Origin of the sequence: Enterobacter asburiae (assembly GCF_024599655.1) — a bacterium.
GTDB lineage: Bacteria > Pseudomonadota > Gammaproteobacteria > Enterobacterales > Enterobacteriaceae > Enterobacter > Enterobacter asburiae_D.
This window is the reverse complement of the sequence record NZ_CP102247.1, coordinates 2,843,838-2,862,904: the sequence shown is the minus strand read 5'-3', so window position 1 is coordinate 2,862,904 and position 19,067 is coordinate 2,843,838. Positions and strand designations below refer to the sequence as shown.

20 protein-coding genes are annotated in these 19,067 nt (G+C 55.0%); 9 read left to right on the top strand and 11 right to left on the bottom strand.

The genetic code is table 11. The features are described from left to right. Window positions 1-38: 38 nt before the first annotated feature. Window positions 39-1,664, bottom strand: coding sequence for a phosphoethanolamine transferase EptA (gene eptA / locus NQ230_RS13550; RefSeq protein ID WP_257257992.1), 1,626 nt, complete (start codon window positions 1,662-1,664; stop codon window positions 39-41). A gap of 149 nt (window positions 1,665-1,813) precedes the next feature. Between eptA and NQ230_RS13545 the strand changes: the two genes are divergently transcribed. The 3 genes from NQ230_RS13545 (at window position 1,814) to sodC (ending at window position 3,598) form a co-directional block, all read left to right on the top strand. Next, a complete protein-coding gene (locus NQ230_RS13545) occupies window positions 1,814-2,053 on the top strand; it encodes a DUF1289 domain-containing protein (protein ID WP_023335439.1) in 240 nt (79 codons plus the stop codon). A 48-nt stretch (window positions 2,054-2,101) separates the two neighbouring features. After that, on the top strand, window positions 2,102-2,998 hold the full coding sequence (locus NQ230_RS13540; protein ID WP_032638255.1) for an aldo/keto reductase: 897 nt from the start codon (window positions 2,102-2,104) through the stop codon (window positions 2,996-2,998). 81 nt (window positions 2,999-3,079) lie between these two features. Continuing rightward, window positions 3,080-3,598 (top strand): superoxide dismutase [Cu-Zn] SodC, encoded by a 519-nt coding sequence (gene sodC, locus NQ230_RS13535; protein WP_121423491.1) that lies wholly within the window; start codon window positions 3,080-3,082, stop codon window positions 3,596-3,598. On the opposite strand, the gene NQ230_RS13530 is transcribed toward sodC, so the two are convergent. Genes NQ230_RS13530 through NQ230_RS13520 form a run of 3 tightly spaced genes read right to left on the bottom strand, consistent with a single transcriptional unit; the run spans window position 3,577 to window position 6,709 of the window. After that, on the bottom strand, window positions 3,577-5,610 hold the full coding sequence (locus NQ230_RS13530; RefSeq protein WP_257257991.1) for an FUSC family protein: 2,034 nt from the start codon (window positions 5,608-5,610) through the stop codon (window positions 3,577-3,579). The two genes, sodC and NQ230_RS13530, sit on opposite strands and share 22 nt — an antisense overlap. Then, on the bottom strand, window positions 5,610-6,470 hold the full coding sequence (locus NQ230_RS13525; RefSeq protein WP_257257990.1) for an efflux RND transporter periplasmic adaptor subunit: 861 nt from the start codon (window positions 6,468-6,470) through the stop codon (window positions 5,610-5,612). Before NQ230_RS13525 ends, NQ230_RS13530 begins: the two co-directional genes overlap by 1 nt. 2 nt (window positions 6,471-6,472) lie before the next feature. Continuing rightward, window positions 6,473-6,709, bottom strand: coding sequence for a DUF1656 domain-containing protein (locus NQ230_RS13520; protein ID WP_121423493.1), 237 nt, complete (start codon window positions 6,707-6,709; stop codon window positions 6,473-6,475). Between the two features lie 186 nt (window positions 6,710-6,895). Between NQ230_RS13520 and slyA the strand changes: the two genes are divergently transcribed. Then, window positions 6,896-7,336, top strand: a complete 441-nt coding sequence (gene slyA / locus NQ230_RS13515) for a transcriptional regulator SlyA (RefSeq protein ID WP_024909359.1) — start codon at window positions 6,896-6,898, stop codon at window positions 7,334-7,336. Between the two features lie 36 nt (window positions 7,337-7,372). On the opposite strand, the gene NQ230_RS13510 is transcribed toward slyA, so the two are convergent. Beyond that, on the bottom strand, window positions 7,373-8,734 hold the full coding sequence (locus tag NQ230_RS13510) for a sensor domain-containing diguanylate cyclase (protein WP_121423494.1): 1,362 nt from the start codon (window positions 8,732-8,734) through the stop codon (window positions 7,373-7,375). 199 nt (window positions 8,735-8,933) lie between these two features. Further along, complete coding sequence (gene slyB / locus NQ230_RS13505; protein ID WP_063142969.1) at window positions 8,934-9,401, bottom strand: outer membrane lipoprotein SlyB; 468 nt, start codon at window positions 9,399-9,401, stop codon at window positions 8,934-8,936. Window positions 9,402-9,655: 254 nt separating this feature from the next. On the opposite strand from slyB, the gene anmK reads away from it, so the two are divergent. From anmK to pdxY, 5 genes are all read left to right on the top strand, one after another. Continuing rightward, the gene (gene anmK / locus NQ230_RS13500) at window positions 9,656-10,780 is read left to right on the top strand and encodes an anhydro-N-acetylmuramic acid kinase (RefSeq protein WP_257257989.1); all 1,125 of its coding nucleotides are present in this window, start codon (window positions 9,656-9,658) and stop codon (window positions 10,778-10,780) included. A 93-nt stretch (window positions 10,781-10,873) separates the two neighbouring features. Beyond that, entirely contained in the window at window positions 10,874-11,197 is a 324-nt protein-coding gene (gene mliC / locus NQ230_RS13495) for a C-type lysozyme inhibitor (protein WP_023335447.1), read from the top strand. Between the two features lie 57 nt (window positions 11,198-11,254). Further along, a complete protein-coding gene (pdxH, locus tag NQ230_RS13490; RefSeq protein WP_024909355.1) occupies window positions 11,255-11,911 on the top strand; it encodes a pyridoxamine 5'-phosphate oxidase in 657 nt (218 codons plus the stop codon). A 125-nt stretch (window positions 11,912-12,036) separates the two neighbouring features. Next, a complete protein-coding gene (tyrS, locus tag NQ230_RS13485; protein WP_121423496.1) occupies window positions 12,037-13,311 on the top strand; it encodes a tyrosine--tRNA ligase in 1,275 nt (424 codons plus the stop codon). A gap of 68 nt (window positions 13,312-13,379) precedes the next feature. Beyond that, window positions 13,380-14,240 (top strand): pyridoxal kinase PdxY, encoded by an 861-nt coding sequence (gene pdxY / locus NQ230_RS13480; protein ID WP_257257988.1) that lies wholly within the window; start codon window positions 13,380-13,382, stop codon window positions 14,238-14,240. Between the two features lie 77 nt (window positions 14,241-14,317). On the opposite strand, the gene gstA is transcribed toward pdxY, so the two are convergent. From gstA to rsxG, 5 genes are all read right to left on the bottom strand, one after another. Further along, on the bottom strand, window positions 14,318-14,923 hold the full coding sequence (gstA, locus tag NQ230_RS13475; RefSeq protein ID WP_063142974.1) for a glutathione transferase GstA: 606 nt from the start codon (window positions 14,921-14,923) through the stop codon (window positions 14,318-14,320). A gap of 100 nt (window positions 14,924-15,023) precedes the next feature. Next, window positions 15,024-16,532, bottom strand: a complete 1,509-nt coding sequence (dtpA, locus tag NQ230_RS13470; protein ID WP_213820744.1) for a dipeptide/tripeptide permease DtpA — start codon at window positions 16,530-16,532, stop codon at window positions 15,024-15,026. Window positions 16,533-17,123: 591 nt separating this feature from the next. Further along, window positions 17,124-17,759 carry an endonuclease III gene (nth, locus tag NQ230_RS13465; protein ID WP_213328477.1) on the bottom strand — a complete coding sequence of 212 codons (636 nt, stop codon included), beginning with the start codon at window positions 17,757-17,759 and terminating at the stop codon, window positions 17,124-17,126. After that, a complete protein-coding gene (locus NQ230_RS13460; protein ID WP_219322364.1) occupies window positions 17,756-18,442 on the bottom strand; it encodes an electron transport complex subunit E in 687 nt (228 codons plus the stop codon). Before NQ230_RS13460 ends, nth begins: the two co-directional genes overlap by 4 nt. 2 nt (window positions 18,443-18,444) lie before the next feature. After that, on the bottom strand, window positions 18,445-19,065 hold the full coding sequence (gene rsxG, locus NQ230_RS13455; protein WP_063142978.1) for an electron transport complex subunit RsxG: 621 nt from the start codon (window positions 19,063-19,065) through the stop codon (window positions 18,445-18,447). Window positions 19,066-19,067: the final 2 nt, after the last annotated feature.

The window sequence follows — 19,067 nt, the reverse complement described above, 5'->3', positions numbered from 1 at the left end:
CGCACTCTAATAGACCGTTCGGTCTAATGCAAGCGCGTTTACTGGCGACATGCGCTCAGGATATCCAGCTGCTGTTGATAAACCGTTGATTTCACGTCCATCATACCCAGTACGGTCGAGAACAAATTGTCCTGAGAAACCGCATTTTTTGCTGCATGGTCACGCAAACACTGTTCGTTTACGCCAAAGTTTTTCGCGTAATCCGGTGACAGCCAGAACATAAACGGAATATGCGTTTGCTGCTCCGGTGCCAGCATGTACGGCGTACCGTGCAGATAAATACCGCTTTCACCCAGCGATTCACCGTGATCTGAGAGATAAATCAGCGCGGTGTTCATGCTTCCCTGGCGCGCTTTCAGCGCATCAATGGTTTTGCTGACCATGCTGTCGGTATAGAGGATGGTGTTGTCATAGGTGTTCATCAGCGCCTGATGATCGCAATCCTGAATTTCATTGGTGTCGCAGGTTGGGGTGAATTTACGGAAGTTGTCCGGGTAACGGCGATAGTATGCCGGACCGTGGCTCCCCATCAGGTGGATAACCAGCACCGTGTCTTGCTTCACGCCATCCAGCACGTTGTCCAGACGGTAGAAATTGACATCGTCAATACAGGATTTGTCTTTGCAGAACTGATCCAGATTCCACTGCGTCATGTCGGTATGAGGGATGCGATCGCAGGCACCTTTACAGCCGCCGTCGTTGTCGCGCCACAGCAGGTTGATACCCGCATGCTTGAGCACGTCGAGCAGTCCTTCGCGATGGTGAGCCAGGTCGGCATCGTATTTGCTGCGCGTCATGCCGGAGAACATACAGGGAACGGAGACCGCGGTTTCAGTCCCACACGAGGAGGCCTGCGGGAAGTTAATCACATCCTGCTTTTTCAGTTCCGGGTTGGTTTCGCGCCCGTAACCGTTCAGGGAGTAGTTTGCCGCGCGAGACGCTTCGCCGACGACAAGCACCAGAACGGTTTTCTTTTGTTGACCGGTAATCAGTGGCCCTTTATGGGCATCTTCACCAATGCGAACCAGCGTTTGATCGCCGGCAAACCAGCGCATTTTGCTGTACTTCACCACGGCGCTGACATAGTTCGCCGGGGTGACCATTTTGACGATGCTTTTGTTATTGCGGAACAGCGACGCGTAGTCTTTATAAAACAGCGCGGCAATCAGGATAATCACCAGCAGGGCGCCGAGCATCGCGGCAACCCGCGTCAGCAGGGCATACCACCATTTCCCGGTACGAATACGGGTCAACGCCAGCACCGCGGAAGGCACGAGGCCGGCAATGACAATCCACAGGATCATCTGCGGGGTCACCAGGGCGGTCGCTTCCTGAGAGTTGGTTTCGAACACGTTCACAATCATGTTCTGATCGATCACCGCGCCATAGGTGTACATAAAGTAGGTTGCTGCAGCGCATCCGATCGTCAACACAATCAGCAGCGGCTTGCGGAGATACGGGATATTCAGCAGGCTAAAAACAATCACCCAACCGCAAAACAGCACCAGCGGGACGGAGGCGGCAAACAGGAAGTCGTGAAGATGCACAGGGCCAATAATGGCCCAGCTGCGCTGGATAAACAGCCCGTTAAGCAGAGTAAAGAAGAGTGCACAGCCCAGAGTAAATTTAATGTCGTTACATTGTAACTTTTTGATTAACCACATCGATCGGTGAACCTGTCATTGTCATGATGGGCCGAGTATAGAGAGGGAAGATTAGTGAAACCTTAATGCCATAAATCTGTGATATAGGCCTTGCACGCGGCGCGTTTAGCGTCTTCACTGTAGGTGAGAGTGGCTATCGGGAGGTGAGTGTGGCAGAGCAGCTGGAGTTTTTCCCCATCCAGAGCCCGTGCCGGGGTATTTGTCAGGTCGATGAACGCGGATATTGCCGCGGGTGCATGCGTACCCGTGATGAGCGTTTTAACTGGCAAAACTTTAGCGACACGCAGAAGCAGGAGGTGCTACGCCTCTGCCGACAGCGTTTTCTGCGCAAAATACGCGCAAACAAAGCCGGTGAGACCGAAGAACCGCAGCAACCTTCACTTTTTTAACACGGTAATTGCGTATACTCATGACATTACGTCCTTGAGGAAAATGTTATGGTTCAGCGAATTACCCTTGCCCCCCAGGGGCCAGAATTCTCCCGTTTTGTTATGGGCTACTGGCGCCTGATGGACTGGAATATGTCCCCCCTCCAGCTGGCGAGCTTTATTGAAGAGCACCTCGATTTAGGCATCACCACGGTCGATCATGCGGATATTTACGGTGGCTACCAGTGCGAGGCCGCGTTCGGCGAGGCGCTCAAGCTGGTTCCGGCACTCCGCGATCGCATGGAGATCGTCACGAAGTGTGGGATTGCCACCACGGCAAAACCTGAGCACGCCCTCGGTCATTACATCACCGACAGCGCACACATCATCAAGAGCGCCGAGCAGTCGCTGGTCAATCTGGCGACCGACCGTATTGACCTGCTGTTAATCCACCGCCCCGACCCGCTGATGGATGCCGATGAGGTGGCGGAAGCCTTCCTGAACCTGCACCAGAGTGGGAAAGTGCGTCACTTCGGCGTGTCTAACTTTACCCCGGCACAGTTTGCGCTGCTTCAGTCGCGTCTGCCGTTTACCCTGGCCACTAACCAGGTTGAGATCTCCCCGGTACACCAGCCGCTGCTGCTGGACGGTACCCTCGATCAGCTGCAGCAGCTGCGCATTCGCCCGATGGCCTGGTCGTGCCTGGGGGGCGGACGTCTGTTTAATGATGATGAATTCCAGCCGCTGCGCAACGAGCTTGAAACCATCGCCCGCGAGCTGAACGCCGAGAGCATCGAGCAGGTGGTTTACGCGTGGATCCTGCGCCTGCCGTCAAAACCGCTGCCGATTATCGGTTCCGGCAAAATTGAGCGCGTGCGTTCTGCGCTGGCGGCTGAAGAGCTGCAGATGACCCGTCAGCAGTGGTTCCGCATCCGCAAGGCCGCGCTGGGTTACGACGTACCATAAACCGCATGAAGGTGACTTTCCGGTGAAATCTTTGCCCCTGGTATACACTTAAGGGGCAAAAAATAACCCGCGGAGGTCATTATGAAGCGTTTTGCTCTGGCACTGGTCACGCTGGTTGTTTGCGCAGGGGCGCAGGCAGCCAGTGACGAAGTGGAAATGAATCTCGTCACCTCACAGGGTGTGGGTCAGTCCATCGGAACGGTGAAAATCACTGAAACCGATAAAGGACTGGAGTTTGCCCCCAACCTCAAAGCCCTCCCTCCCGGTGAACATGGTTTCCATGTTCACGCCAAAGGCAGCTGCCAGCCCGCTTTAAAAGAGGGCAAACCGTCGGCGGCGGAAGCGGCCGGGGGTCACCTCGATCCGCAGCATTCCGGCAAGCATGAAGGCCCGGATGGCATGGGGCATTTAGGCGATCTGCCTGTGCTGGTGGTGAATAACGATGGTAAAGCCACCGATCCCGTTGTCGCACCGCGACTGAAAAAGCTGGATGAGGTGAAAGGCAAAGCGCTGATGATTCATGTCGGTGGCGATAACATGTCCGATAGCCCTAAACCGCTCGGTGGCGGCGGGGCACGCTATGCGTGCGGCGTGATCTGATCCCCAATCGTACCCGGCGGCGGGGCCTGTTCCAGCTGCGACAGCGAGCAGTGCAGGCGCCAGATTATCGAGGCCAAATCACGGGCTGCGGGCAGATGATGCCGTGCCAGCGTATCGCAGATCCGCTGCAGTTCATTCAGCGTGGTTTCCAGCGGCCGCTGCTGGACGCCGCGCTCGCTCATCACATCGCGCAGCAGGGAGATGCAAACATCACGAACCTGCGACAGCGGATCGGAGCGCGTTTCCCACGCGCGAAGCTGCCAGACCACGTGCGAGCAGTTCAACAGCACCACGCCCCAGCGCAGCAGCCAGCGCCGCGACAGCGCGTCCTGGCTGTTATTCAGCTGGCTGACGTGGTGATACACCAGCGATTCATACTCGTTTTCACCCAGATGCGGTTTACGGCTGAGCTGGTCGACAAACCCTCTGCGTAACTCCCGAATATGCCTGCGGCTCTTGCGGGCATCGGAGCCGGGACGCAGCACCGCGAAAGCCAGCCACGCCAGCCCCACGCCCAGGATCTTCGCCAGGTTGTCATTGAGAAAGTCGGCGTAATCGTAAACCGGGGGATTCGTCACGGAGATAAACGACCCCATAAAGACAATCAGCTGTCCCCAGAGACCCGCCAGTTTGGGCATTTGCAGCTTCAGAAGCTGCATGGTGGTTAACAGGGGAAACAGAAACAGCAGGAACTGCCACAGATCGCTTATCTGCACCATCAGGCCAAACTTCACCACAAAGCTGAACAGCGACAGCAGCACCAGCGTGCGCAGCAGGAGCGTAAGCGAGTTGAACGGCGAGGCCGCGACGGAGTAAAGCACGCAGCTGATGGCGGCAAGCGTCAGGGCCGCCGTGCCGGACTCCCATTGCGTGGTAATGCTCCACGCTCCTACCAGCATCAGCGCGCAGAAGGTGCGAAAACCGCTCCACAGCGCTTCCAGGTAGTCGGTATGGCGTGCGAGTGCCGGGCTGCCGGGGACGTTGAACTCCGTTAATGGGGTGGCATTTTCGACGGACGCGATCCAGCGACTGCTGCGCAGGTACAGCCGACAAAAGTAATTCAGGCGCTGCCAGAAGGCGCGATGGCGGTAGTCGTTCTCATCAGCCGGGGCGAGCGGGGCGATAATCCGCGCCACGGTGTAGATGTCCGCATCTGGGCGCGCAAGGGCCGCGAGTAGCGCTTCTATCACGGCACGGGTGTTTTCAGGCGGCGTCGGCCAGTTGAGCAGCATCCGGCGCAGGCTGGAGATGGCACTGGTCATGCGCAGCTGCTGGTGCAGCAAATAGTTAAGCAGGGTGTTCTGACGGCGAAAGCGGTAGTGGCTCCAGAACGCCTGAATACGCAACAGATTCATGGTCAGGATCTGTCCGATAACCTTTTCATGCGCGAGGCGGATGTCGTCGCTGGTATCCGGTTGCCACAGCAGGCTCGCGTGCTCCAGCAGTCGGGTATGCATGGTTCTCAGCGCGGTGATGAGCGCGGTGCCGTCGGACGTGCTGGGAAGGATCATCATCATAAAGCCGCCGCTGAGGATCCCGACAATCACTTCGCAGACGCGCGCCTGCGCGATATCCCACAGCTCGGTGGTGTCGAGCACGTTTACCACCGGAAAGGCGATAATGGCGGCGGTATAGCCCGCCAGCTGGAACGCGTAGGCGACGTTATTGGTAAAATGGGCGCAGGCCCAGGTACAGCATCCCAGCCATGCCGCCATGCTCAGCAGGAACAGCCACGGATCGTTTAGCGTATGGCCCGCGATAATTAACGCCGCGGTGGCGCCGAGCAGGCTGCCTGCGATACGGCCAAGGCTTTTACTGATCACCCCGCCGACCGTTGGGAAACTGACCACCGCTGCGGACGTCATCGCCCAGTAGGGTTCATCCAGGTTCAGATAGTAGGCGACGGTCAGCGCAAGGCACATGGCAATGCCGTTACGCAGCGCGTAGCGCCATTGGGGACGCGTCGCTTTCATCCACGGCGTGTTGTGCCAGGCGAGCCCCTGAAGCTTCATTAGCGGGTTCCGATGGAGACGGTGCAGGTGGTGCCGGATACCAGGGTAATGTCCTCCGGCAAACGATCAAATTCTACGCGAACCGGCACGCGCTGGGCCAGACGCACCCAGGGAACGTTCGGCTTAATGTCCGGCACCAGCCCTGAATCCGTTTCAACGCTTTGATCGTAAATGGCCCGGCCAATGCTGGATACGTGACCCTGTAACTTTTGCGAGCCGCTGTAAAGCGTTATCGCGGCGGGCGATCCCTCGCGAATATGGCGAAGCTTGGTCTCTTCGAAATAGCCCACGACGTAGAAGGAGTGGCTGTCGACGAGGGCAAAAACCGGCTGGCCGGTAGTGGCGTAGTTACCCACGCGGGCGGAGAGGTTGGTCACCCATCCATCGACCGGTGCCGTAATCACGGTTTGGGTCAGTTGCCACTGCGCCTGCTTAAGGGTCGCCTCCGCCACGTTGACGCTCGCCTGCATAGCCTTAACGTTAATATTCGCGGTGTCTAAATCTTCCGCTGAGATGTAGTTTTGCGACAGGTGACGGCGGCGGTTGGCCTCGTTGTTTGCCTTTGCCAGATCCGACTGGGCTTTCGCCAGCTGCGCCTGGGCGTTCAGAATCGCAATGTGGTACGGGGTGTCGTCAATTCGGAATAAAACCTCTCCCTTTTTGACGAACTGGTTATCCTTGACCAACAGCGTCGTGATGCTTCCCGACACCTGAGGGGTGATGCTGACCTGTTCAGCACGAACTTTGCCGTCACGCGTCCAGGGCGACTGCATATAAAAATTCCACATCCACCAGCCCGCAACCAGCGCGAGGGCAAGGACAAACAGGGTGGAAAAGTATTTTAACGTTTTCAGGGACATATTCACCACGCAGTCAAAACGACAAGGCCCAGGCTTACGGAGAGGGCAAACAGGGAAAGATCCATCAGCATGGGATGCCAGACTTCGCCGGAGTACATCCAGTCGCGAAGCAGACGATGCGCGATGAGCCAGAGAATAAAGCCCACCAGAACGGCCTTAAACAGGGGAGGAAAGTAGACTGACGCACCGAAGATCAGGTCCTGAAGGGGTAAACCCTCTGAGCGATGAAAAAACGTCACGGGCAGAAATCCTTTGCAGTGAACAGAATGCCGCGTTGGCTTGTCTTAGTATGATGAAGCATCACAATTCAGTGTAAGTCATACTTTTAAGTTCGATGAATGCAGTATTGCATTTGTTTTGGCAATACAAATGCTGCACACTATTCTAAAATCAGTATAATAACTTAGCAAGCTAATTATAAGGAGATGAAATTGGAATCGCCATTAGGTTCTGATCTGGCAAGGTTGGTACGCGTCTGGCGTGCTCTGATTGACCATCGCCTGAAACCTCTGGAGCTCACACAGACGCATTGGGTCACGCTGCACAACATCCATCAGCTGCCGCCCGATCAGTCGCAAATTCAACTGGCAAAAGCGATAGGAATTGAGCAACCGTCGCTGGTGCGCACGCTTGACCAGCTGGAAGAGAAGGGGTTGATCTCGCGGCAAACCTGCGCCAGCGATCGTCGTGCGAAACGGATTAAACTCACCGAGAAAGCGGCGCCTATCATTACGGAAATGGAAGCCGTGATTACCAAAACGCGCGGTGAGATCCTGTCAGGTGTTTCACCGGCGGAGCTGGAAATGCTCATTAGCCTCATTGGGCGCCTGGAGCAAAACATCCATGAGCTGCAGTCGAGAGACTGACAAACAACAAGGCCTTGCAGTAGCAAGGCCTTTTTTTTACTTAAAGACGACCACACGGTTACGGCCTGTCTCCTTCGCTTCATACATTGCCTTGTCGGCACTTTCCACGCACTCCTCTGCGCTTACCGACGAGGAGGTTGCCGTAAACACCCCCATGCTGATGGTGATCGGCTCCGGTAGCTGACCGCCGCTGCTGGTGTGATCAAAGCTGCTCAGCTTCAACCGTATGCGTTCTGCCACCTGGTACGCCGCGTCTGATGGGGTGTTGGCCAGCATCAGAACAAACTCCTCACCACCGATACGGGCCGCGATATCCTGCGGGCGCACCGAATCCATCAGCAGATTGGCGACAAACTGCAGGACTTTGTCGCCCTGAAGATGCCCGTAGGTGTCGTTGATACGCTTGAAGCGATCGAGATCGCTGACGATGACGGAAACAGGGCGGCTGGGTTTGGCGATATCCAGAGCCTGCTTTAATGATTCATAAAAATAACTGCGGTTGTACAGGCGCGTGAGCGGGTCGCGAATCGAGTTCTGGTAGGACTGCTGGTATTTTACGTGCGAGTCGCGATACAGCCTGAAGACATCGTAGAGCAGAACAAAAATAATCAGCAGCGTGGCGACAGTTTCAAATAAGCGGGCGCGATACCAGGAGATACCTTCGGCATGTCCACCCATCAACAGCATTGAGAGCGTGACGATATAGCAGACGCACAAAAAATTACCGCCTACCCAAAATAAATTGCGTACGCGCGTAATAAACATCAGCGCTGCTAATGTCACCACCCACAAAGCAATTAATGAAATATTAATGAACTGGCTCCAGAGAACCATAAACTGACGCGTTTCATTATCAACCAGGTCAATTGATAAGAATGTTGAATGACTGGAATAGATCCAGGCCAATCCCACCGCACAGGCCGTAAAGAGAAACTCGCCGCTTACAATCGCGATATGCGCCAGTCGTGAAAGAGGATAATTGCGCGTGGTATAGAGTATTGCCGCAACGATGATAAGCACCGCCATTAAGAGATGGCGGAACATATAGTAGATCATCGCATCGTTGTAGTTCACCACGTTGAACTGGTAGAGGTCCAGCCAGGCGGGAAAGCTGGAGAGCGTTCCGACCATCAGCAATGCGGAGCCCGCAAAGGCGAAGGCAAAGGCCACCAGATACAGCCGTTTTCTGTCACACCAGTATTTCATCACCATGAAACAGGCAATAAACAGGTGGAACACCAGCAGAAAAATGGTGAGCGTAGGGAATAAAAGCGGTGAAAAGGAAGGTACCCATTCAACGACCTTTAAATAGAGCGTTTGTAATATCCCGATGACAACAATGCAACCGAGGCAGAACGCGATATAACGACTCTTTAGAGAACGACGATTCGCAATCATATAGGTTTTTAACGACTTTATAATGAATGAAGGTAAGAGGATTGCGATGAGTTTAATCAATTAGCGCGCTAAATACTTTGCGCAGAAACAATATATGCCGTGGTAAATAATAGGTGTGGTGAATATATTTTGTAAATATATTTGTGGGAGTGATATATATTGTAAATGGATGTGGCCCGATGGCCACATCCATTTTTAATTAACGTGGGGAAACGGTCACCTGACGTCCGTTGCTTGCCAGAACAACGCGCTGGCCTGCAGAGAAGCGGGTGTTGCCTTGTTTCTGTACAACCATGATAGTGCTGCCGTCGTCTTTACGGATTTCCAGCTCTACGCCCTGGGTTTTGTTCATCGCACCCTGAACGCCCTGGCCGGCTACGCCACCCGCAACGGCGCCTGCGGCTGTTGCCAGCGAGCGACCCGTGCCGCCACCGACGGTATTACCGAGGAAACCACCCAGAACGGCACCGCCGATTGCACCCATTACGTTGCTTTCATCACCCCCCTGGATCTGTACAGGACGTGCGTTAACAACGGTACCGTAAGTCACGTTCTGAACCTGTTTCGCTTCAGAAGCGCTGTAAACGTCGCCAGAAAGTGAACTGTCATTCACACAGCCAGCCAGAGTTAAACCAATCAGCGAAACGCCCAGTACACGTAAAATCATTTGAATCTCCTGTTCACCAAAAACGCCCGAGTGGGGCATCCGTTATGGCTAAATTATATGGCATAAGGGGCCATAGTTCATATCTTTGCACTAACAATAGGAAAATTGTACTTGAATTTGGCTTAACGAGACATAAACAGGGTTCGCCTGTGTTGCCCGTCTGACATTGTTAAAAAATATTATTGCCGGATGGCAAAGCTGCGCCGTTTATGGTTGAGTGGATGTCCTTAGCCCACGCAACGTAAGGAAAGCGCATGAAATCGGGTCGCTACATTGGTGTGATGTCAGGCACCAGTCTGGATGGGGTAGATGTCGTTCTGGCCGCCATTGACGAAAACATGGTGGCACAGCAGGCGAGCCTGACCTGGCCAATCCCCATTTCACTGAAAGAGGATATTCTGAGTATCTGTCAGGGGCAGCAGCTAACCCTTTCCCAGCTTGGACAGCTTGATGTCCGCCTGGGGGCGCTGTTTGCGGATGCGGTGCAGGCTTTGATGCAAAAAGAACATCTTCGCCCGCAGGATGTGGTGGCTATCGGGTGTCACGGACAAACGGTCTGGCATGAGCCTATTGGGGACGCCCCGCATACCCTGCAAATCGGCGATAACAACCAAATTGTGGCTAAGACGGGCGTGACGGTAGTAGGCGATTTCCGTCGTCGCGATATCGCCCTTGGCGGGCAGGGCGCGCCGCTGGTACCCGCGTTCCATCAGGCGTTGCTGGCGCACCCAACAGAGCGGCGGATGGTGCTCAACATTGGTGGGATTGCCAACCTGTCGATGCTCATTCCGGGGCAGCCCGTCCGCGGCTACGATACCGGCCCGGGCAATATGTTAATGGATGCCTGGATCTGGCGTCAGTGCGGTCAACCGTATGATAAAAACGCCGAGTGGGCGAGCAGTGGGAAAGTGATTCTTCCGCTGCTGCAGTCGATGCTAAGCGATCCTTATTTTGCCCTGCCTGCCCCTAAAAGCACGGGGCGTGAATACTTCAACCTGGGCTGGCTTGAGCGTCAGCTGGCGCCATTCCCGGCGCTCGCGCCGCAGGATGTCCAGGCGACGCTTGCAGAACTCACAGCCGTGTCTATTTCCGAACAGGTGCTGCTCAGCGGCGGATGTGAGCGCCTGCTGGTGTGCGGCGGAGGAAGCCGCAACCCGCTGGTGATGGCGCGCCTCGCGGGGCTACTGCCGGGTACCGAGGTGACCACGACCGATGAGGCCGGCATCAGCGGTGATGATATGGAGGCGCTGGCCTTCGCCTGGCTCGCCTGGCGCACCATTGCCGGACTGCCGGGCAACTTGCCGTCGGTAACCGGTGCTCGTGAAGCGAGTGTCCTCGGGGCGATTTTCCCGGCAAATCCTCGTCATAATCAGAGTTAACTGAAATTCAGCGCGGCATGTCGTGGTTAGAATGGAACGAAACAGGAGGGCAGCCATGCCCTCCAGGACCAGGAAAGTCTTCGGAATACGCCCATGAAAAAACTTCTTCTAATTGCCGCCCCTTTGTTACTGTCAGGATGCAGCGTCTACAACCAGCTCCTTGAGCGCATGCAGACCGATACGCTGGAGTATCGCTGCGACGAAAAACCGCTGACCGTGAAGCTGAATAATCCACGCCAGGAAGCCAGCTTTGTTTACGACAATAAATTGCTGACGCTGAAGCAGGGCATGTCGGCCTCCGGCGCACGTTACACCGACGGTATCTACGTCTTCTGGTCGAAAGGCGACAGCGCTACGGTCTACAAACGCGACCGCATTGTGCTGAACAATTGCCAGCTTGAAAATCCGAAGCGTTGAGATTTTTACAGGGGCGGCGCACAATAGCGCCACCCACTCTCAATGTCAGCTAACGCCATGTCAGATAACGACGAACTGCAGCAAATTGCGCATCTGCGCCGTGAATACACCAAAGGCGGCCTGCGTCGTCAGGATCTTCCCGCTGAACCCCTCGTGCTTTTTGAACGCTGGCTGAAACAGGCCTGCGAAGCGAAACTTGCCGATCCAACGGCCATGGTTGTCGCGACGGTTGATGAAAACGGTCAACCCTATCAGCGCATCGTATTGCTCAAGCACTATGACGAGAAAGGCCTGGTGTTCTATACCAACCTCGGCAGCCGCAAAGCGCACCATTTGGAAAACAATCCGCGTATCAGCCTGCTGTTCCCCTGGCACATGCTGGAACGTCAGGTGATGGTCACCGGCAAGGCGGAACGTCTCTCGACGCTGGAAGTGGTGAAGTATTTCCACAGCCGTCCGCGAGACAGCCAGATTGGCGCCTGGGTATCAAAACAGTCCAGCCGAATTTCTGCCCGCGGCGTGCTGGAAAGTAAATTCCTGGAGCTGAAACAGAAGTTCCAGCAGGGTGAAATTCCCCTGCCAAGCTTCTGGGGCGGTTTTCGTATCCCTATTGAGCAGATGGAATTCTGGCAGGGCGGTGAACATCGCCTGCACGACCGCTTTTTATACCAGCGCGAGAATGGCGGCTGGAAAATCGACAGACTGGCACCGTAATCCCCGAAATTTGTTGATTTAAGCGCTAGCGCACGCCGCGCTTGCGCTTTATTCTATTGTCCTTTCGCATCAGGCGAAAAGTCGTGTACCGGCAAAGGTGCAGTCGTTTATACATGGAGAATTTGATGGCAAGCAGTAACTTGATTAAACAATTGCAAGAGCGGGGCCTCGTGGCCCAGGTGACGGACGAGGAAGCGTTAGCAGAGCGACTGGCGCAAGGCCCGATCGCGCTCTATTGCGGCTTCGATCCCACCGCTGACAGCTTGCATTTGGGGCATCTTGTTCCATTGTTATGCCTGAAACGCTTCCAGATGGCGGGCCATAAGCCTGTTGCCCTGGTGGGCGGTGCAACCGGTCTGATTGGTGACCCAAGCTTTAAAGCCGCTGAGCGTAAACTGAATACCGAAGATACCGTGCAGGAGTGGGTGGATAAGATCCGCAAACAGGTTGCACCGTTCCTCGACTTCAACTGTGGTGATAACGCCGCCATTGCTGCGAACAACTACGACTGGTTTGGTGGCATGAACGTGCTGACCTTCCTGCGTGATATCGGCAAGCACTTCTCTGTTAACCAGATGATTAACAAAGAGGCCGTGAAGCAGCGTCTGAACCGCGACGACCAGGGTATCTCCTTTACCGAGTTCTCCTACAACCTGCTGCAGGGTTATGACTTTGCCTGCCTGAACAAACTGCACGGTGTTTCCCTGCAGATTGGCGGTTCCGATCAGTGGGGTAACATCACCTCCGGTATCGACCTGACCCGTCGTCTGCACCAGAATCAGGTCTTCGGTCTGACCGTTCCGCTGATCACCAAAGCCGACGGCACCAAATTTGGTAAAACCGAAGGGGGCGCGGTATGGCTCGATCCGAAGAAAACCAGCCCGTACAAATTCTACCAGTTCTGGATCAACACGGCGGATGCCGATGTTTACCGCTTCCTGAAGTTCTTCACCTTTATGGACATTGAAGAGATCAACGCGCTGGAAGAAGAAGACAAGAACAGCGGTAAAGCGCCGCGCGCGCAGTACGTGCTGGCGGACGAAGTGACCAAACTGGTTCACGGTGAAGAAGGTCTGGCTGCGGCAAAACGCATTACCGCAAGCCTGTTCAACGGTACCCTGAGCGATCTGAGCGAAGCGGACTTCGAACAGCTGGCGCAGGACGGCGTGCCAATGGTTGAGATGGAAAAAGGGGCTGACCTGATGCAGGCGCTGGTGGACTCTGAGCTCCAGCCTTCCCGCGGTCAGGCGCGTAAAACCATCGCGTCTAACGCTATCACCATCAACGGTGAGAAACAGGCCGACCCGGAATACACCTTCGTTGACGGCGACCGTCTGTATGGTCGCTACACGCTGCTGCGTCGCGGCAAGAAGAACTACTGCCTTGTCTGCTGGAAGTAATTAACAGTCTCCAGGGGGCGTGGGAAACCACGCCCCTTTTTGTTTTTTCAGGGTTTGGTAAGAAAAAAATGAAGAACATCCTCGCCATTCAGTCCCACGTTGTTTTTGGACACGCTGGCAATAGCGCCGCGGAATTCCCGATGCGTCGTCTCGGCGTCAACGTCTGGCCCCTTAATACCGTGCAGTTCTCTAACCACACGCAGTACGGCAAATGGACCGGCTGCGTGATGCCGCCTTCGCACCTCACCGAGGTTGTGCAGGGTATTGCCGATATCGACCAGCTTAAACGCTGTGACGCCGTGCTAAGCGGTTACCTCGGCTCAGCGGAGCAGGGGGAGCACATCCTCGGCATCGTGCGCCAGGTGAAAGCCGCAAACCCGGCGGCAAAATACTTCTGCGACCCCGTCATGGGCCATCCGGAGAAAGGCTGCATCGTGGCGCCTGGCGTTGCAGAGTTTCACGTCCGTCACGCGCTGCCCGCCAGCGATATCATTGCGCCAAACCTGGTCGAACTCGAAATTCTCTGCGAGCGTCCGGTTAACAGCGTAGAAGAGGCGGTAAGCGCGTCTCGTGAACTGATCGCTCAGGGGCCTGAGGTTGTGCTGGTTAAACACCTTGCGCGCGCAGGGCTGAGCCAGGACCGTTTTGAGATGCTTCTGGTGACGAAAGATGACGCCTGGCATATCAGCCGTCCGCTGGTGGATTTTGGCCTGCGCCAGCCGGTTGGGGTCGGAGATGTCACCAGCGGTCTGCTGTTGGTGAAATTACTGCAAGGGGCGACGATACGCGACGCGCTGGAGCACGTTACTGCGGCGGTGTACGAAATCATGATTGCGACGAAAGAGATGCAGGAATATGAACTGCAGGTGGTAGCGGCACAGGATCGTATCGCGAAGCCGGAGCACTATTTCAGCGCAACCCAGCTTTAAACTATGCCGGGTGGCGCTGCGCTTACCCGGCCTACAAAACCCGTAGGCCCGTGCAAGCGAAGCGCCGCCGGGCGATATTAGCTAAGACCTTCCGCTTTCAGCGCCGCAGCCACGGCAGGACGCTCTGCCACGCGTTTCATATACGATGCAATATGGTCTAACCCTTCCAGGTTCAGCTTAACCGCGCGCGCCCAGCGCAGCACGGTGAACAGGTACGCATCGGCAATCGTGAAGCGCGAACCCGCAATCCACTGATCGTCTTTCAGCGATGCATTAACGTACTGCAGCTTTTTCTCAAGAAGCGCGCGCAGGGTCGGTTTGAACTCCTCTGGCGTATCCGGGCGGAACAGTGGCGTAAAACCTTTGTGCAGCTCGGTCGCAATGTAGTTCAGCCATTCCAACGTTTTATAGCGAGAAATGGTACTGACCGGCGCCAGCAGATGGCGATCGGGTACGCTATCGGCCAGGAACTGCATAATCGCCACGCCTTCGGTCAGCAGGGTACCGTCATCCAGCAGGAGCGCCGGAACTTGTCCTTTCGGGTTGATGGCAAGAAAATCATCACCGTTTTCCAGACGTTTTTTCATCAGATCAACGCCATCCAGCGTAAAATCTTTGCCGCTCTCGCGCAGGGTGATATGGGAAGCAAGAGAGCACGCGCCCGGTTTGTAGAACAGTTTCATCGGTAACTCCTTTTTGCTGAGGTTCCAGCTATGTTAGTGCCCAAACGGAGAAAAAAAAAGCCGCTAATATGCATTAGCGGCTCGTCGTTTCTCAATAATATTACGCGGTAGCGGTTTTGGTCGCTTCAGCCGTCTTGTCGTCGTCCTGAGTCATACGGTTCAGTTTCGGTGCGGTCAGCAGCATCAGAACGGCAATAACCGCAGTCGCGATACCAATCTGCATGAACACGGTACCGTACACGTTCAGGGAAAGCAGTGGATCAGTCACGTTTTCCGGAACCGCCATCAGGTTAGCAATCTTACCTGCAATGATTGCCGCACCCGCAGTGGTCAGGAACCAGCTACCCATAATGAAGCCCATCAGACGCTGCGGCACCAGCTGTGCAACCATTGCCAGGCCCAGACCGGAGATCATCAGCTCGCCGATAGACTGCAGCGCGTAGCTCAGGATCAGCCAGTTAACGGACACGATACCGGCGTCGGTGGCAAATTTGGTACCCAGCGGCAGCACCAGGAAGGCGCAAGAACACAGCACCATGCCCACGGCGAACTTGTGCGGCATTGGCAGACGGTCGCCCATCTTGTTATAGATAGCGGCCAGAATCGGGGAACCAATCATGATCCAGAACGGGTTCAGCGCCTGGAACTGCTCAGGTTCGAACGCGATACCGAGGATTGAATGCTCAACGTTACGAATAGCGAAGAAGTTCAGGGACGTTGGCATCTGGCTGTACAGCACGAAGAAGATAATCGCTTCCAGCATCAGAATGAACGCCACAATCATCTTACGACGGGCAGCACCCTGCATGGCGAAGGCTTCTTTCGCAAAGATGATCACGATACCCAGCGCAACCACGCCCAGAACGGCACGTGCGATACCCTGGTTGTGCAGCAGCCAGGTGGCGATTGCCGCGAGGACAACAACGCCCACGATGGTCGCCAGCAGTTTGCCCATATGCACAGGCTCGAAGTCAGGTTTTGAACCGTAGTCTTTAACCCAGCTGCGGCAGAACAGGAAGTTCACCACGGTGATCAGCATACCCACGAAGCTCAGGGCAAACGCCACGCTCCAGCCGAATTTTGCCGCGAGCCATGGGGTTGCCAGCATTGAGAAGAACGAACCGATGTTGATGGACATGTAGTACATGGTAAATGCACCGTCCAGACGCGGATCGTCTTTGTTATAGCAGGTCGAAAGCAGGGAGGACGGGTTCGCTTTGAACAGACCGTTACCGACGGCAATCGTCGCCATACCCATATACACGACAGCGGCATCATGCCCTGACCATGCAACCAGACCATAGCCAATTGCCAGGACAATGGCGCCCAGCATGATGACGCGTTTAGTCCCGAGAACTTTATCGCCCAGCCAGCCGCCAATAGCGACCAGACCGTACACCAGAGCACTGAAGGAAGAGAACAGCGTGATGGAATCGGCTTCGGACATACCCAGCTGTTTTACCAGGTAAACGGCCATGATCCCTTGCAGGCCGTAATAACCAAAACGCTCCCATAACTCGATAGAGAAGATGAGATAGAACGCTTTAGGCTGTTTAAAAGCGTTAAGACTCACGCTTTCATCTGTTGGTTTATTGTTTGCAGTAGACACATATACCTCTTTTTTTACATCCCATATTAACGGGGGTGTTCATAGCGTGATGGCCGTAGCCCATACGCCTTATAGTTATATTGGGAGGAGAAACGGCGGGTAATGTTCACTATCCTGCCCCATCTGGCAATACGTTTGTAATAATCTGTTACATATATCTGGGGTGGTATAATCGTCGGTTCATATAAATGTTATTCAGCGTTAAATTTCATGCCATGAGTAAAGGCAGTTTTTTCGACTGGCAATAACCCTATCCAATCGGCTTTTGGCGATATGTTCTGCTATTTACCGCTTCATGCAGTGATATAGCCCATATTCTGAAAAATAGCTGGTCTTATCTTCGGTATAGGAAGGAGAGTATCTTGTCAGACAAAGGGTTTAGGCCGATTTTGACAACAAAAATTCAACATGAAGTTATCAGGGTGATCGCGATCACAGATGTATAGAAATTTTTGGCTATGAAAAAAGTATTAACCTGTTTGAGCGTTAAACAGCCGAACAAGTGACAGGTCAGAGGAAGCGAAAGACGGACAAATAACGGCCAAAAGAAGAACGCTCGATAGCCCTTCTTTTGGTGTGGGGTTGGGACGATCAGGAATACACTTTATCTTTGTATTCGCAGAGATCTTCAATAATGCAGGAGCCGCAGCGAGGCTTGCGGGCAATACAGGTATAACGGCCGTGCAGAATCAGCCAGTGGTGGCAATCAACCTTAAATTCTGCCGGAACCACTTTCAGCAGCTTCTCTTCGACCTGCTCGACATTTTTCCCCGGCGCAAAGTTAGTCCGGTTAGACACGCGAAAGATATGCGTATCCACGGCGATAGTGGGCCAGCCAAACGCGGTATTGAGCACCACGTTCGCGGTCTTACGCCCCACGCCGGGTAAGGCTTCCAGCGCGGCGCGGTCCTCCGGCACTTCGCCTCCGTGTTGTTCCAGCAGGATCCGGCAGGTCTTAATGACGTTCTCTGCTTTGCTGTTAAACAGGCCGATGGTTTTGATATAGGACTTCACGCCTTCCACGCCCAGCTCCAGCATGGCTTTCGGCGTATTGGCGACCGGATAGAGCAGGGCAGTGGCTTTATTGACGCTCACATCGGTAGCCTGCGCAGAGAGCAACACGGCGATCAACAGCTCAAACGGGGAGGTAAAATTCAGCTCCGTCGTCGGGTGCGGGTTCTCGTCCCGCAGACGGGTCAGGATCGCAATGCGCTTTTCTTTATTCATGAAGCCTTCTCGGGTGTCCCTTCCAGAACGCTACGCTCAGCCGCGCGGCGCTTACGTTTCTCATCAATCAGGTATTTTATCGCCAGCATCATGCCAAGGCCAATAAATGCGCCAGGCGGGAGCATCGCCAGCAGGAATGGCGTATCGGTGTGGAACACTTCAACGCGCAGCACTTTGGCCCAGCCGCCGAGCAGCGCATCTGCGCCGTCAAACAGCGTACCGTTACCGAGGATCTCGCGCAGCGAGCCCAGCACGAACATGGCGCACGTGGCGCCCATGCCAATGGAAAAACCATCCAGCGCCGACATGGCGGGGCTGTTTTTCACCGCGAAGGCTTCAGCACGCCCGACGACGATACAGTTGGTGACGATCAGGGGAATAAAGATCCCGAGCGACTGGTACAGGCCAAACGCGTAGGCGTTAATCAGCATCTGGACGATACTGACCACCGACGCAATGATCATGACGTAAATCGGAATACGAATTTCCGACGGCGTCCAGCGGCGCAGGGCGGAGATGGAGAGGTTGGTCAGGGTCAGCACCAGCGTGGTTGCCAGACCCAGACCGAGCGCGTTGGTGGCGGTGGACGTTACCGCCAGCAGTGGGCACATCCCCAGAAGCTGTACCAGCGCGGAGTTGTTCTTCCACAACCCCTGGACAATAACCTCTTTAACCTGGCTCATGATTACTCTCCACAGGCTGGAAGATTGTTGATTTGCGCGGGCAGCGTTTCAGCATACAGCCCGGCTCGTTTTACGGCGTTCACCACGGCGCGTGGCGTGATGGTCGCGCCGGTGAACTGGTCGAACTCGCCGCCGTCTTTCTTCACCGCAAACGCGGTGTCACCTTCGCCATGGATAACTTTACCGGCGAAGTGCAAAATCCAGTCGCTCAGCCGGGTTTCAATTTTATCGCCAAGACCCGGCGTCTCATGGTGTTCCGTCACGCGGGTGCCCAGTATCGTGCCGGTGAAATCGCTGCCGACAAGCAGTTGAATAGCGCCGGAATAGCCGTCGGGCGCCGTCGCTTCCATCACTGCGCCTACCGGTTTATCCCCTTTGCGGGCGATAAAGACACGGTGCGCGCCTTTCCCAAGCTGTGGCGCGTCTACCACAAAGCAGCTTTTTTGCAGGTCATTATCGTAGAAATCTGACGGAATCACCTGATCGAAGAGCGCCTTTTGCTGCTTTGAAGCCTGTTCTTCGATGGTCGTTTTGGTTAACGCATTCACCAGTGCCGTCAGCCCCGTCAGGACCGCGGCGAAGACAGCCAGCGTGACGCCGTGTTTTTGCATCGTTTTTAGCATGG

What these genes read in the sequence shown, in the direction of transcription:
- pdxH (WP_024909355.1), top strand. Translation starts at nt 11,255, where the DNA reads ATGTCAGATAACGACGAACTGCAGCAAATTGCGCATCTGCGCCGTGAA.
- gstA (WP_063142974.1), bottom strand. Translation starts at nt 14,923, where the DNA reads ATGAAACTGTTCTACAAACCGGGCGCGTGCTCTCTTGCTTCCCATATC.
- slyA (WP_024909359.1), top strand. Translation starts at nt 6,896, where the DNA reads ATGAAATTGGAATCGCCATTAGGTTCTGATCTGGCAAGGTTGGTACGC.
- nth (WP_213328477.1), bottom strand. Translation starts at nt 17,759, where the DNA reads ATGAATAAAGAAAAGCGCATTGCGATCCTGACCCGTCTGCGGGACGAG.
- pdxY (WP_257257988.1), top strand. Translation starts at nt 13,380, where the DNA reads ATGAAGAACATCCTCGCCATTCAGTCCCACGTTGTTTTTGGACACGCT.
- sodC (WP_121423491.1), top strand. Translation starts at nt 3,080, where the DNA reads ATGAAGCGTTTTGCTCTGGCACTGGTCACGCTGGTTGTTTGCGCAGGG.
- NQ230_RS13530 (WP_257257991.1), bottom strand. Translation starts at nt 5,610, where the DNA reads ATGAAGCTTCAGGGGCTCGCCTGGCACAACACGCCGTGGATGAAAGCG.
- NQ230_RS13460 (WP_219322364.1), bottom strand. Translation starts at nt 18,442, where the DNA reads ATGAGCCAGGTTAAAGAGGTTATTGTCCAGGGGTTGTGGAAGAACAAC.
- NQ230_RS13525 (WP_257257990.1), bottom strand. Translation starts at nt 6,470, where the DNA reads ATGTCCCTGAAAACGTTAAAATACTTTTCCACCCTGTTTGTCCTTGCC.
- mliC (WP_023335447.1), top strand. Translation starts at nt 10,874, where the DNA reads ATGAAAAAACTTCTTCTAATTGCCGCCCCTTTGTTACTGTCAGGATGC.
- slyB (WP_063142969.1), bottom strand. Translation starts at nt 9,401, where the DNA reads ATGATTTTACGTGTACTGGGCGTTTCGCTGATTGGTTTAACTCTGGCT.
- eptA (WP_257257992.1), bottom strand. Translation starts at nt 1,664, where the DNA reads ATGTGGTTAATCAAAAAGTTACAATGTAACGACATTAAATTTACTCTG.
- NQ230_RS13510 (WP_121423494.1), bottom strand. Translation starts at nt 8,734, where the DNA reads ATGATTGCGAATCGTCGTTCTCTAAAGAGTCGTTATATCGCGTTCTGC.
- rsxG (WP_063142978.1), bottom strand. Translation starts at nt 19,065, where the DNA reads ATGCTAAAAACGATGCAAAAACACGGCGTCACGCTGGCTGTCTTCGCC.
- NQ230_RS13540 (WP_032638255.1), top strand. Translation starts at nt 2,102, where the DNA reads ATGGTTCAGCGAATTACCCTTGCCCCCCAGGGGCCAGAATTCTCCCGT.
- anmK (WP_257257989.1), top strand. Translation starts at nt 9,656, where the DNA reads ATGAAATCGGGTCGCTACATTGGTGTGATGTCAGGCACCAGTCTGGAT.
- tyrS (WP_121423496.1), top strand. Translation starts at nt 12,037, where the DNA reads ATGGCAAGCAGTAACTTGATTAAACAATTGCAAGAGCGGGGCCTCGTG.